This window comes from Acidovorax sp. 93, assembly GCF_003633835.1.
In the GTDB taxonomy this organism is placed as follows: Bacteria; Pseudomonadota; Gammaproteobacteria; order Burkholderiales; family Burkholderiaceae_C; genus Acidovorax; species Acidovorax facilis.
Window position 1 is genome coordinate 1,042,434 of the sequence record NZ_RBIT01000001.1, and the last position, 12,129, is coordinate 1,054,562.

The window sequence follows — 12,129 nt, forward strand, 5'->3', positions numbered from 1 at the left end:
GATCAGTGCGGTGGGCCCACGCGCTGGCGTGTCTCTGAGGGCGTCTCGCCGAAGCGCCGGCGGTAGCCTTCTGCAAAGTGGCCGAGGTGGAAGAAGCCATAGCGCGCGGCGATATCCGACACCTGCGGTGCACGTTCTGCAAACTTGCTTTGCAGTGCCATGCGGGCGGCATCAAGCCGCAAATCCCGAAGGAATGCCATGGGGCTTTTACCGGTGCATTGCGCAAAGGTCTGCTGCAGCGAACGGGCGCTGACGCCAACATGTGCGCACACATCGGCCAGGGTGATGGGTTGTTCCAACTGGCTGTGCATGTACTCCTGCGCACGCTTGACCACGCGCGGCAGCACCGTGGGCACTGCGCCAGAACTGAATGCACCTGAGGCCAGTGCCGCTGAGTAGTTATGTCCCGTGCTGAGCAGCAGGCTGGTGAGCAGGTGGTTCTCGGCCTGCTCGGCCAGCAACGGGTGTCCCAGCAGGATGGCATTGGTTTCTACCGCAGAGCGCAGGTAGGCAATGAAGCTCGTCATGCCCAAGAGCGCCGGGTTGGTCAGGTCCACCCCCAGGTCAAACACCAGCGGCTGGTGCAAGGGCGCCTGCAGCAGGGCAGACAGGCGTGATTGCATAGCCGCTCGGTCTATCTTGACGATAAATTGTGGGCTGTCGTCGTGCCAGCGCATCGACAGCGCTTCAGTGGGCGATGGCAGCGAGGCCATGAGCGCATGCGATTCCACGGCCTGGCTGCCGCACCGCACCATGGCGCCACCGCGCAGCGGAATCTGCAGCAGGTAAAAGCCTCCCAAATGGCCAGGCTCAATGCGCACTGCCGGCCCGTACTGCACGTAGTTCAGGCTTGCGTCGCGGTGCAGGGGCACGCTGTGGTGGCAGGCGTCAAGCTGCGCGCCCGGGCGCAGTGTGGCCAGGTCATGCGGGCAGAACACGCGGCCCACGAACTCGCGCGCCTCGTCCAGGTCGTGGCTGTCGAACAGGCGATAGCGCTCCAGCGGTAGCGGGTGCGCGGTGCTGTTCTGCTGGGCGGTGTGCATGCGGTTTGGCCGGTGGGATGTTGGTTTTTGGGCAAGCACGAAACACGCCACGGCAGGGGCGCGAAAACATGCGTTTGTGGGATACGCCCTGCGCTTTCGGGATGTGGATGCGCGGGCTGCTTTTCTATTCTTGTGCATGCCCCGGGTGCTGCGCAAGAGCGTTAGCACCCGGGGGCATGGGGGCGGATGTGACGGCGTGTTACCGCTGCTGCACCGCAACAGTCATTGCAATAGCCACAGGAGTCAGCATGGTCCAGGGATTTGAAGGCATGCGCGGCAAGAGCGCGATCGTGACCGGGGGCGCCACCCTCATCGGTGCCGGGGTGGTGCGTGCACTGCACCAGGCTGGGGTGCGGGTGGTGGTGGCCGACATCAATGCCGAGGCCGGACAGGCCCTGGCGGACGAGTTGGGCGATGGGGTGCTGTTCAGCCGCACCGACATCACCGACGACGCCCAGGTGGCTGCCTGCGTGGCGCTGGCCGCCGAGCGCCACGGCGGGGTGAACTACCTGGTGAACCTTGCCTGCTCGTACCTGGACGACGGCATCGCCTCGCCGCGCGAGGACTGGCTGGCCTCGCTCAATGTCAACCTGGTCAGCGCGGTGATGGTGCTCAAGGCCGTGCGCCCGCATTTCCAGCGCGCGGGCGGCGGGGCGGTGGTCAACTTCACCAGCATCTCCTCGGGTGTGGCGCAGACGGGGCGCTGGCTCTACCCGGTGGGCAAGGCGGCCATGGTGCAGCTCACGCGCAGCATGGCCATGGACCTGGCGGGCGAGGGTGTGCGCGTGAACAGCGTCTCACCCGGCTGGACCTGGTCAGCCATCATGGACCAGCTCACCGGGGGCGACCGCGCCAAAACCGACCGCGTGGCCGCGCCCTTCCACCTGCTGCGCCGCGTGGGCGACCCGGCCGAGGTGGCCAACGTGGTGCTCTTCCTGTGCTCGGACCTAGCCAGCTTCGTGACCGGCGCCGACTATGCCTGCGACGGCGGCTACTCGGCCATGGGGCCCGAGTCGTACGAGCCCGCCATCCCCAAACTCATGTTGTGAAGGAGCAGCCATGACCATCCGATCTGTAGGCATCATCGGTGCCGGTTTCGCCGGCCTTTCCACCGCCAAGGTGCTGCGCGCCTTTGGCTTTGAGGTGACGGTGTTCGAGAAGGAGCCTGACGTAGGCGGCGTGTGGGCCGCCTCGCGCCGCTACCCGGGCCTGACCACGCAGAACCCGCGCACCACCTATGCGCTGTCGGACTTTCCGATGCCAGCCAGCTACCCCGAGTGGCCCTCGGGCCAGCAGGTGCAGGCCTACCTGCAGTCATATGCCGAGCACTTCGGACTGGTGCCATTCCTGCGCATGTCCACCACTGTGGAGAGCGCGATGCTCGATGAAGAGGCCGGTGTGTGGACCGTGCAGGCGCGCCGCGCAGCGACGGGGCAGGGCGGCGCCTTGCCGGCCGAGGTGTATCGCTTTGATTACCTGGTGGTGTGCAACGGCATCTTCAGCGAGCCTGCAGTGCCGCAGTACCCGGGGGCGGATGCCTTTGTGGCCGCAGGCGGGCGTGTGTGCCATACCAGCCAGTTCAACAACGCGAACGATGCGTGCGGCAAGCATGTGCTGGTGGTGGGCTACGGCAAGTCGTCGTGCGATGTGGCCAATGCCATCGCGGCCGACAGTGCCAGCACCACGGTACTTGCGCGCCACCTTATCTGGAAGATTCCGAAGAAGTTCATGAACGTGCTGAACTTCAAGTTCCTGCTGCTCACGCGCATGGGCGAGGCGCTGTTCAAGTACATCGAGCCCAAGGGTTTCGAGAAATTCCTGCACGGCCCGGGCCTGCCGGTGCGCAACTCCATGCTGGGCAGCGTGGAATCGGTGGTCACGCGCCAACTCAAGCTCCGCGAGATCGGCCTGCACCCGGGCACGCCGCTCGAAACCATCGCCCGCAGCACCGTGAGCCTGGTGACCGACGGCTTCTACGAGAAGGTGGCCGCTGGCGAATTGGGCGTGCGCAAAGGCGTGAGCATCCAGGCCCTGAAGCCCGGGCAGGCTGTGCTGAGCAACGGTGAAACGGTGCCTGCCGACATCGTGGTCTGCGGCACGGGCTGGCACCAGCAGGTGCCGTTCTTCGACATCAGTGTGCTGCAGCGTGTGACCGATGCGCGCGGCAACTTCCGGCTGTACCGGTCCATCCTGCCTGTGGGCATGCCGCGCCTGGCGTTCAACGGCTACAACTCCTCGTTCTTCAGCCAGCTCAACTGCGAGATCGGTGCGTTGTGGCTGGCCAACCACCTGCGCGGTGGGCTGCAGCTGCTGCGGCCGGACCAGATGAACGCGCAGATCGACCGGCGCCTGGCCTGGATGGAGGAGCGCACCGACGGCAAGCATTCCAAAGGCACCAACATCATCCCGTTCTCTGTGCACAATATTGACGAACTGCTGCAGGACATGGGGCTGCCGCTTGGTGTGCTCACCCGCTTCAAGCAGTGGCTGGGGCCGGTGGATCCGTCGGACTATGCGGTGGTCACCCGGCAACTGCTGGCGCGTCATGCGAATGCCACCGTGGCTGTTGCAGCGCCCCAAGCCACCTCCGGGGCTGCGGCTTCCTGAACCTTCTTGAAACCACTAATACCCTCTACAAGGATCCCGAACATGCCAGGACAATGGATCACCCTCGAAGCCGCAGACGGCAGCGGCAGCTTTCGCGCTTACCTCGCCACACCCGCCAGTGGCGGCGGACCAGGGCTGGTGCTTGCACAGGAGATTTTTGGAGTGAACGGCACCATGCGTGACGTCGCCGACTACTACGCAGAGGAAGGGTATGTGGTGCTGGTACCCGATCTTTTCTGGCGCCAGGAGCCGGCGGTGGAACTCGATGCAGCGAAGGATATGCCGCGCGCATTTGCGCTCTACCAGGGCTTTGACGAAGCCAAGGGCGTGCAGGACCTGCAGACAGCCATCTCGGCGCTGCGTGCGCGCCCCGAGATCCGCACGCAGGGCGGCAAGGTGGGTGTGCTGGGCTTCTGCCTGGGCGGCAAGCTGGCCTACCTGGCGGCCTGCCGTACCGATGCCGACGTGGCGGTGGGCTACTACGGCGTCGGCATAGAAGCTGCGCTGGCTGAAGCCGCTGATATCCAGTGCCGCCTGGTGCTGCACATCGCTGAGCTTGACGGTTTTTGCCCGCCGCCCGCGCGCGAGGCCATCGTGCAGACCCTTTCGGGCCGCGAGAACGTGGAGCTGTACATCTACCCCGGCACCGACCATGCGTTTGCACGCGTGGGTGGCGACCACTTCCACAAGCCGTCGGCCCTGATGGCACACCAGCGCAGCGTGGCTGCCTTGCGACGCGCAATGGGGCCACACTACGACCTCTCGGCCCTGTGGGACAAACACTGCGAATATGAGTTCGCCACGCGCAATGTGGACGCCACCATGTCCACCATGGTGGCGGAGCCCTATGTGAACCACATCCCCACCATGACGGGCGGTGTGGGCTACCGGCATCTGCACGACTTCTACACCCGTCACTTTGTCAACAGCAACCCACCTGATACCAGCCTGACCCCCATCTCGCGCACGGTGGGCGCCACGCAGGTGGTGGATGAAATGCTGTTTTGCTTCACCCATACCACCGAGATCCCCTGGATGCTGCCCGGCGTCGCGCCCACGGGGCGGCGTGTAGAAATACCGCTGCTGGCGGTGGTCAAGTTTCGCGGCGACAAGCTCTACCACGAGCATATCTACTGGGACCAGGCCAGTGTGCTTGTGCAGGTGGGGTTGCTCGATCCCAACGGCCTGCCCGTGGCAGGGGTGGAGACAGCGCGCAAACTGCTGGATGAAACGCTGCCTTCGAACGGGCTGATGGAACGGTAGAAAAACACCGCAGGGTTTGCCGCATGGCGCGTGCAGCAAACCCTGTGAGGCGGGTGTGCAAGCCCAGGCCTGCAGACTTTGCTGGCAACCCGTAAACTGCGCGGCTTGCCAACGGAGTCCGCATGAACAATATCCAACTCGGTCAGAGCGACCTGCACGTCACCCCCATCTGCCTGGGCACCATGACCTTTGGTGAACAGGTCAACGAATCTGATTCCCACGACATCCTCAGCCGCTCGCTGGCAAGGGGGGTGAACTTCATCGACACGGCCGAGATGTATTCGGTGCCAGCCAAGGCTGAGACCTTTGGCGCTACCGAAACCATCATCGGCAACTGGTTTGCCAAGAACCCCGGTGCGCGCCAGAAACTGGTGGTGGCCACCAAGGTGGCGGGCCCTTCGCGCGGCATGCCCTGGGTGCGCGAGGGCAAGGGCATGGCTGCGGCCGATATCGTTGCTTCGTGCGAGGGCAGCCTGCGCCGCCTGCAGACCGATGTGATCGACCTCTACCAGATCCACTGGCCCGAGCGCCACGTGCCCGCCTTTGGCAACCTGTACTACGACCCTTCCAAGGAAACCTCCACCACCCCCATTCGCGAGCAGCTCGAAGCTTTGTCGGGGCTGGTGAAGGCGGGCAAGGTGCGGTACATCGGCCTGTCGAACGAGACGCCCTATGGTGTGCACGAATTCGTGCGCCTGGCCGAGCAGCACAGCCTGCCTCGGGTGGCCACGGTGCAAAACCCGTATTGCCTGATCAACCGCACCTGGGAAAACGGCCTGGACGAAACCTGCCACCGCCTGAACGTGTCGCTGCTCGCCTACTCACCGCTGGGTTTTGGCCTGCTGACGGGCAAGTACGACGAGAGCGGCATCACCGGCCCATCGGCACCCCAGGGCGCACGCATTGCCACGTATGAATCCGTGCGCAAGCAGCGCTGGGGCCGCCCCGAGGCGCTCACGGCATCGCGCCGCTACAACGCCCTGGCCCGTGCCAATGGCATGACGCCTACGCAAATGGCGCTGGCGTTCTGCTACACCAAGTGGCAGGTGGCCAGCACCATCATCGGCGTGACGTCGGTGGCGCAGTTGGATGAAGACCTGAATGCCTGGGGAACCACGCTGTCGCCAGAGGTGTTGAAGGAGATCGACGCCATCCGCTGGGAGCTGCGCGACCCGGCATTGTGATCACTGTGCACAGATAGCAAAAAGGGGCTGAACAGCCCCATTTTTACGTCGGTCAGTACGTCTGGTGTCTACGCAGCGGTGGTGATACGTCCTTCCTTCCACGGTGTGCCCTGCGCCTCACCCAGGTCCCAAAACAGCCCTGCCATGACGGCCAGCCCTTCGCGGGCCACAGGTGCCAGCAGGTGCTCGTTGGGCGCATGTTGCGCGCACGCCGGGTACGAGTGGGGCACCCAAAGGGTGGGCAGGCCTAGCTGGTCCGCAAAGATATCGTTGGGCAGAGAGCCCGCCAGGTTGGGCAGCAAGGTGGCAGGCTGCCCCGCGCTTGCTTGCAGCGACGCCAGCGTCCAGTCCACCCAGGGGTTGTGCAGGTCGAGCCGGGTGGCGCCGCACACCATGCCCATGGTGATTTCCACCTGGCTGAAACCATGCGCGTCCAAATGCGCGCGCAGCGTGGCCTGCACGTTCTTCCAGTCGGTGCCCACTACAAAGCGCAGCTGGCAATGGGCCACCGCTTGGGAAGGGATGGCATTGATCGGGCGCTGGGCGTTGCCCGCACCCAGAGCCAGCACTTCCAGAGTGTTCCAGCCCACCAGTTGTTCGGCGGGCGTGAGGCCGGGTTCGCCCCATCCGGGCGTGAGCGCTGGGTCATCGGCACCTGCGCCGATCACCACGTCTTTCAGTGCGGTGCGCAGCTTGTCGGGCACGGCAGGCGGTAGCAAGCCGTCGACCAGAATGCGGCCCTGGGCGTCCACCAACGTGGCCAGCGCGTGCGTGAGCACGGTGGCCGGGTTGGCCAGCACGCCGCCCCAGTTGCCCGAGTGGTAGGCCTTGTCGCGGCTGCGCACCGCGAGCGAAAAGTTGATGGCACCGCGCGAACCCAGAAAGAGCGTGGGGCGCGCCGCGCTCACCCGGGGGCCGTCGCTGGCCACGAAGAGGTCGGCTTTCAGCGCATCCCTGTGCTGTTCGCAGAATGCGGCCAGGCCGGGTGAACCGGCTTCTTCGCCCATCTCCATGAGCAGTGTCACGTTGTATCCCAGACGGCCTTGGCGTGCCTCCAGCGTGTGCGCCAGCGCGGCAAGGCTGACGGTGTGTTGGCCCTTGTTGTCGGCGGTGCCACGGCCATACCAGCGGTCACCTTCAATGGTCAGCTCCCAGGGCGAAAGACCTTCGCGCCATTGGCTGTCCTGGCCGTTGACCACGTCGCCGTGGCCATAGGTCATCACGGTGGGCAAGGCGGGGTCTTCTACCCTGCGGGCCAGCAACAGCGGGCCACCCTTGGGATCGGGGTTGTCGAGCACCTGGCAGTCAAAGCCCAGCGGCTCCAGCCAAGGCACGATTTCGTCGGTCAGGTAGGTGCGCAGCGTGGGGGGGACTTGCCCGGTGTCGCTTTCGGTGCGCCAGGCCACGCGTCGGCGCAGGTCATCGGCAAAGCGGCCGTCATCGAAGTAGTGGTGGACGTTGTTGATCAGTTGCTCTCGGTTCATCGTTTTCTCCTTGCTGGGGTCACTCCACCACGATCTGTGCACGGTGGGCCAGCGCGCGGTAGCGCCCGATCTCGTCTTCCATGGCGCCGTGCATGGCCTTGGGGCCCACAAAAACGGGCTCCATGCCCTGGGCACGGATCTGGTCCTGCAGCTGGACGTCGCGCATGGCGGCCTCGACTTCTTTCACCAGTTTGTCCACGATGGGCGCGGGCGTGCGCGCCGGGGCTGCCACGGCGTACCAGCCGTCAAAGGCTGCGTCTGGCAGCTTCAGTTCCCGCACAGTAGGAATCGAGGGCAAGGCGCGGGCGCGCTCGTTGCCTGCAATGGCCAGTGCGCGCAGCTTGCCTGAGCGCACATGCGGTGCGGCACTGGCCACGGTGTCGATGGCCATCTGGATCTCACCGCCGATCAACCCCATCATGGCCTGTGCGCTGCCCCGGTAGGGCACGTCCTGCAGGCGCACGCCAGCGGCCTGCTCCAACAGTGCGCCGACCAGGTGGGGGGCCGAACCGGAGCCGAAAGTGGCGTAGTTGATAGTTTTGGGCGCAGCCTTTGCGGCGGCCAGCAGGGCGGCGAAGTCCTTGTGGGGCGAGCTGGCGCTGACCACGATCACCAGCGGTGCGCGGGCAACGATGGCCACAGGCGCCAGATCCTTGAGCGGGTCGTACGGCAGTTTGGGCCGCAGCGCAGCGTTCACGGTGTAGCTGGTGGAGCCCGACACCAGCAGGGTATAGCCGTCGGGCTCGGCCTTGACCACGCTGTCGGTGCCAATGATGGTGGAGGCGCCGGGCTTGTTGTCGATGACCACGGGCTTGCCCAGGCGTGTGGACAGCTTTTGGCCCAGCGCGCGGGCTACGGCATCGGTGCCGCCCCCGGGTGGGAAGGGCGCGACCAGGCGCACAGTTCGCTGGGGCCACGCCTCCGAGGGCGCAGTCGTCTGGGCAAGGGACAGGGTGCTGGCGCTGGCGAAGGTGGCCAGGACGGCGGACAGCAAAGAGACTCGGACAAGGCTTTTCATGCAGGCTCCAGAGGTTGATGCGTGGGGTGTTGGTAGCACTACCGCAAAGGCGATCGCGCTGATACCCACAGCCATGGGTGAATTGGAGCCTTAAACCATGCAAGATGGGAGCCGGTTTACCATTGCTCTGAATAGAGATTTGGCAACTGAGCGTTGCTTTTTGGTTGGTAGGTACACGATGCCCATTTCACTGCTCAGCCTGCCCTTGCGTTACTTTCTGGAGGTGGCGCGCACCGGCTCTGTCAATCAGGCGGCGCAGCGCCTGTACGTGGCAGCATCGGCGGTGAGCCGCCAGTTGGGCAAGCTGGAAGACAGCCTGGGCGTGACGCTGTTCGAACGCCAGGCACGTGGCATGGCGCTGACCGAAGCGGGCACCCGGCTGCTGGCCCATGCCACGGCGCACGATGCACAGGCCACAGAATTGGTCGAGCAACTGCAAGGGCTGTCGGCCCAGCAGGCTTTGCGTGTGCGGGTGGCCTGCACCGAAGGCTTTGCCGCGAGCTTCATGCCGCTGGTGATGTCGGTGTTCCGGCAGACGCACCCACAGGTGCAGCTGCAGTTGCTGGTGGACGTGCCGCAGGAGGTGTCGGCCCTGGTGCAGCGCGGAGACGTTGATCTGGCGCTGAAGTACAGCGTGGCGCCCGAGAAAGGTTTGCAGGTGCTGCATTCGGCCATTGCCCCGATCTACGCCATCATGCCCGCGCAGCACCCGCTGGCCCGCCAGCGCAGCGTGAGCGTGGCCGATGTGGTGCGCTATCCGCTGCTGCTGGGTGCGGGCAACACGACCGGGCGGCAGCTGTTTGACCTGAGCTGTGCAGTGCAGGGCCTGCGGTATGTGCCGGCGGTGGAGAGCAATTTTTCATCGGCGCTGCTGCCGCTGCTGAGCGGGCAGGACGTGGTGCTGGCCAGCTACCTCACGGCGGCGCGCTGGGTGGAGGCGGGCCTGCTGGCGGCCCGGCCGTTTGACGAGGTGCAACTGCAGCAGCGGCGTCTGCAGGTGCTGGCCGTGGAAGGGCGGGCACCGTCGGCGCTGGTGCAGCAGTTCACGCAGGCGCTGGTGGCTGCCATTGAGCAGTACGGCAAGCGCAAGGTGGGGCGGCGCAAGACGACAGCAGCGCGGGTGATCGAGGTGCCTTGATTCGGGCTGCCTGCCGTTCGCGGTGGGGGCGCGCAACTGGATACCATTCGTTCCCTACCCGGATCGCACCATGGCCAAGAAAGAACACGTCTCCGAGACCCAAGCCACCCAGTTGCTCAAGGCGAACAAGGTGGCATTCACTGAGCACCCCTACGAATACCTGGAGCACGGCGGCGCCATGCACAGCGCCGAGGTGCTAGGCCTCGACCCCTTCACGGTGGTCAAGACCCTGGTCATGCAGGACCAGGATGCCAAGCCCTTGCTGGTGCTGATGCACGGCAATCGCAAGGTCTCCACCAAAAACCTCGCGCGCCAGATCGGCGCCAAGTCGGTCGAGCCGTGCGCGCCGGAGGTCGCCAACCGCCACAGCGGCTACCTGGTGGGTGGCACGTCGCCCTTTGGCACGCGGCGCGCCATGCCGGTGTACATCGAAGAAACCATCCTGGCGCTGCCGCGCATTGCCATTAATGGCGGGCGCCGGGGCTTTCTGGTGCAGATCGATCCGCAGGTGTGCGTGCAGTTGCTGGGTGCTAAACCGGTGCACTGCGCGCTGGCAGAATAGGCCGCCACGGCAGACCGTCCGCCGTCCCCCGATTTTTGAGGAGTTACTTTGACCGCCGTGTATCCCATCCTTGCCGCTGTGGCCGCCTACTTGCTGGGCTCGCTGTCGTTCGCCGTCATCGTGACGCGTGTGATGGGGCTGAGCGACCCGCGCACCTATGGCAGCAAGAACCCCGGCGCCACCAACGTGCTGCGCTCGGGCTCCAAGGCGGCAGCCATCGTCACACTGCTGTTGGACGCCATGAAAGGCTGGCTGCCTGTGGCGTTGGTGATGTGGTTTGGTCAGCCCTATGGGTTGGACGACGGCACGGTCGCCATGGTGGGGCTGGCGGCTTTTCTGGGCCACCTGTGGCCTGTATTCTTCCGATTTGAAGGGGGCAAGGGCGTTGCCACTGCGCTGGGCGTGCTGTTGGGCATCAGCGTCTGGCTGGGGCTGGCCACGGCTGCGACCTGGCTCATCATCGCGTTTTTCTTCCGCTACTCGTCCCTGGCCTCGCTGGTGGCTGCCGCCTTTGCGCCGGTGTATTACCTGCTGGTGGATGGGGTGGTGTGGTATGCCGAGGGCACGATTGCGGGCTCCATCATCGTGATGGCCATGCTGCTGGCCTGGCGCCACAAGGAGAACATCCAGCGCCTGATCGAAGGCAAGGAGTCGCGACTGGGCAGCAAAAAGGCCAAGCTGAACGCCGAGGGTGCAGGCAAGTCGCCAAAGTAAACGCAGGGGGAAGGCACGCCGCGCTGACTGCGGTGCACGTGCCGTCTGCTCAGCTTCTTGTACGGACAGGTTCTACAGCGAACCTGGCCCTGAAATCAGCCCCCGGAGCCCGGCGCTGTGCTGGGCGGCATAGAGGCCCAGGCGCACCATGGTGCGGTGGTTGAGCTCCAGGCTCACGGCCGATCGGGCCAGGGCGGACTGGATGCGGGGTTTTCCCGTGGCCGTCTGGTACAGGCTGGGCTGCGCGTGGTGGGTGCCGGTGCGGTCCAGAAGGCTGGCGACCAGCGGATGATTGGCTTTTTCGCTGCGGCGCAGCACGATGGCGGTCTCGCCGTTGTCGAGCTTCACAAAAGTCCCTGGCGGGCACAGGCCGATGGAGCGCACCAGGGTGTAACTCACCTCGTCGCGCTGGTCGATCTCCTGCCCGACGATGGCGCGTACCGAGTCGGTGGCACTGCGGCCTGCACGGGACTTGCGTGGGCTGATCATGGCTGCATAGCGGTCGATGGTGCCCAGGACACGTGTGAGCCGGTCCACCGGGTCCTGGTTGGCCAGCGGCACACGGTCGGCCACGGTGGCATGGTGTTGTCCCACCACGTCCAGCCAGAGCGCATCGTTGATGAACAGGCGCTCCAGCAGCATCATGCTTTCTTCCGGGTGGCTCTTGATGGCCTCTTGTTGGACCGGTGTCGGGCGTTCACGTTGTTCGGCCAGCTCATCCTGCAGGGCCGTCATGCCGATGTTCATGGTGAGGGCCGCGCGCACCAGGCTGTCGCGCTCGCGTGGTGCCAGCTGCAGTTCGTGCGCCATGATGTGGCACAAGGTGCCGCACACCAGCGCATGGGAGGCGCTATAGCCCACGGTGGATGTGGACGCCAGCTGGAACATCAGGTACAGCGCTGCGTCGATGTCGTGCGCCACCAGGTCCTGCATCCAGCTATCGAACTGGCGCACCTTGGCGGCAAAATCCTGTACCTGCAGAGGTCGCGACAGGAGCACCGACAGCGCTGATTCCAGGTCTGACCACAGGCCCAGCAAGTCCTCGTACTCGCCTTCGGCGTGGTGTGGGGTGCCGGTGGAGTGGTGGGCAGACATGGTGGTGTGTGCAGCGGTCAG

Annotated in this window: 11 protein-coding genes; 7 read left to right on the top strand and 4 right to left on the bottom strand. The window is 65.2% G+C overall.

Features of this window, described 5'->3' with window-relative positions:
* Nucleotides 1–2: 2 nt before the first annotated feature.
* Nucleotides 3–1,043 (bottom strand): AraC family transcriptional regulator, encoded by a 1,041-nt coding sequence (locus tag C8C93_RS04725; RefSeq protein WP_121506074.1) that lies wholly within the window; start codon nt 1,041–1,043, stop codon nt 3–5.
* 248 nt (nt 1,044–1,291) lie between these two features.
* Here C8C93_RS04725 and C8C93_RS04730 point away from each other — a divergent pair, with 248 nt between their 5' ends.
* The 4 genes from C8C93_RS04730 to C8C93_RS04745 all read left to right on the top strand — a co-directional run bounded on the left by C8C93_RS04730 (nt 1,292) and on the right by C8C93_RS04745 (nt 6,097).
* Nucleotides 1,292–2,092 (top strand): SDR family oxidoreductase, encoded by an 801-nt coding sequence (locus tag C8C93_RS04730; RefSeq protein WP_121506075.1) that lies wholly within the window; start codon nt 1,292–1,294, stop codon nt 2,090–2,092.
* Nucleotides 2,093–2,102: 10 nt separating this feature from the next.
* Entirely contained in the window at nt 2,103–3,650 is a 1,548-nt protein-coding gene (locus tag C8C93_RS04735) for an NAD(P)/FAD-dependent oxidoreductase (RefSeq protein ID WP_121506076.1), read from the top strand.
* A 42-nt stretch (nt 3,651–3,692) separates the two neighbouring features.
* Complete coding sequence (locus C8C93_RS04740; RefSeq protein ID WP_121506077.1) at nt 3,693–4,913, top strand: dienelactone hydrolase family protein; 1,221 nt, start codon at nt 3,693–3,695, stop codon at nt 4,911–4,913.
* Nucleotides 4,914–5,035: 122 nt separating this feature from the next.
* Nucleotides 5,036–6,097: an aldo/keto reductase gene (locus C8C93_RS04745; RefSeq protein ID WP_121506078.1), complete on the top strand. Its 1,062-nt coding sequence runs from the start codon at nt 5,036–5,038 to the stop codon at nt 6,095–6,097.
* A gap of 68 nt (nt 6,098–6,165) precedes the next feature.
* Here the strand turns inward: C8C93_RS04745 and C8C93_RS04750 are convergent, their stop codons facing one another.
* Both C8C93_RS04750 and C8C93_RS04755 read right to left on the bottom strand, forming a co-directional pair.
* Nucleotides 6,166–7,581, bottom strand: a complete 1,416-nt coding sequence (locus tag C8C93_RS04750; RefSeq protein ID WP_121506079.1) for a M20 family metallopeptidase — start codon at nt 7,579–7,581, stop codon at nt 6,166–6,168.
* Between the two features lie 19 nt (nt 7,582–7,600).
* Nucleotides 7,601–8,599: a tripartite tricarboxylate transporter substrate binding protein gene (locus tag C8C93_RS04755; RefSeq protein WP_121506080.1), complete on the bottom strand. Its 999-nt coding sequence runs from the start codon at nt 8,597–8,599 to the stop codon at nt 7,601–7,603.
* Nucleotides 8,600–8,777: 178 nt separating this feature from the next.
* Between C8C93_RS04755 and C8C93_RS04760 the strand changes: the two genes are divergently transcribed.
* The 3 genes from C8C93_RS04760 to plsY all read left to right on the top strand — a co-directional run bounded on the left by C8C93_RS04760 (nt 8,778) and on the right by plsY (nt 11,013).
* Entirely contained in the window at nt 8,778–9,737 is a 960-nt protein-coding gene (locus tag C8C93_RS04760) for a LysR family transcriptional regulator (RefSeq protein WP_121506081.1), read from the top strand.
* Between the two features lie 70 nt (nt 9,738–9,807).
* Nucleotides 9,808–10,299 carry an aminoacyl-tRNA deacylase gene (locus C8C93_RS04765; RefSeq protein ID WP_055402597.1) on the top strand — a complete coding sequence of 164 codons (492 nt, stop codon included), beginning with the start codon at nt 9,808–9,810 and terminating at the stop codon, nt 10,297–10,299.
* A 48-nt stretch (nt 10,300–10,347) separates the two neighbouring features.
* Nucleotides 10,348–11,013, top strand: coding sequence for a glycerol-3-phosphate 1-O-acyltransferase PlsY (gene plsY, locus C8C93_RS04770; RefSeq protein WP_121506082.1), 666 nt, complete (start codon nt 10,348–10,350; stop codon nt 11,011–11,013).
* Between the two features lie 72 nt (nt 11,014–11,085).
* Here the strand turns inward: plsY and C8C93_RS04775 are convergent, their stop codons facing one another.
* Nucleotides 11,086–12,108, bottom strand: coding sequence for an HD-GYP domain-containing protein (locus C8C93_RS04775; protein ID WP_055402593.1), 1,023 nt, complete (start codon nt 12,106–12,108; stop codon nt 11,086–11,088).
* Nucleotides 12,109–12,129: the final 21 nt, after the last annotated feature.

What these genes read in the sequence shown, in the direction of transcription:
- C8C93_RS04760 (WP_121506081.1), top strand. Translation starts at nt 8,778, where the DNA reads ATGCCCATTTCACTGCTCAGCCTGCCCTTGCGTTACTTTCTGGAGGTG.
- C8C93_RS04730 (WP_121506075.1), top strand. Translation starts at nt 1,292, where the DNA reads ATGGTCCAGGGATTTGAAGGCATGCGCGGCAAGAGCGCGATCGTGACC.
- C8C93_RS04725 (WP_121506074.1), bottom strand. Translation starts at nt 1,043, where the DNA reads ATGCACACCGCCCAGCAGAACAGCACCGCGCACCCGCTACCGCTGGAG.
- C8C93_RS04750 (WP_121506079.1), bottom strand. Translation starts at nt 7,581, where the DNA reads ATGAACCGAGAGCAACTGATCAACAACGTCCACCACTACTTCGATGAC.
- C8C93_RS04755 (WP_121506080.1), bottom strand. Translation starts at nt 8,599, where the DNA reads ATGAAAAGCCTTGTCCGAGTCTCTTTGCTGTCCGCCGTCCTGGCCACC.
- C8C93_RS04765 (WP_055402597.1), top strand. Translation starts at nt 9,808, where the DNA reads ATGGCCAAGAAAGAACACGTCTCCGAGACCCAAGCCACCCAGTTGCTC.
- C8C93_RS04775 (WP_055402593.1), bottom strand. Translation starts at nt 12,108, where the DNA reads ATGTCTGCCCACCACTCCACCGGCACCCCACACCACGCCGAAGGCGAG.
- C8C93_RS04735 (WP_121506076.1), top strand. Translation starts at nt 2,103, where the DNA reads ATGACCATCCGATCTGTAGGCATCATCGGTGCCGGTTTCGCCGGCCTT.
- C8C93_RS04745 (WP_121506078.1), top strand. Translation starts at nt 5,036, where the DNA reads ATGAACAATATCCAACTCGGTCAGAGCGACCTGCACGTCACCCCCATC.
- C8C93_RS04740 (WP_121506077.1), top strand. Translation starts at nt 3,693, where the DNA reads ATGCCAGGACAATGGATCACCCTCGAAGCCGCAGACGGCAGCGGCAGC.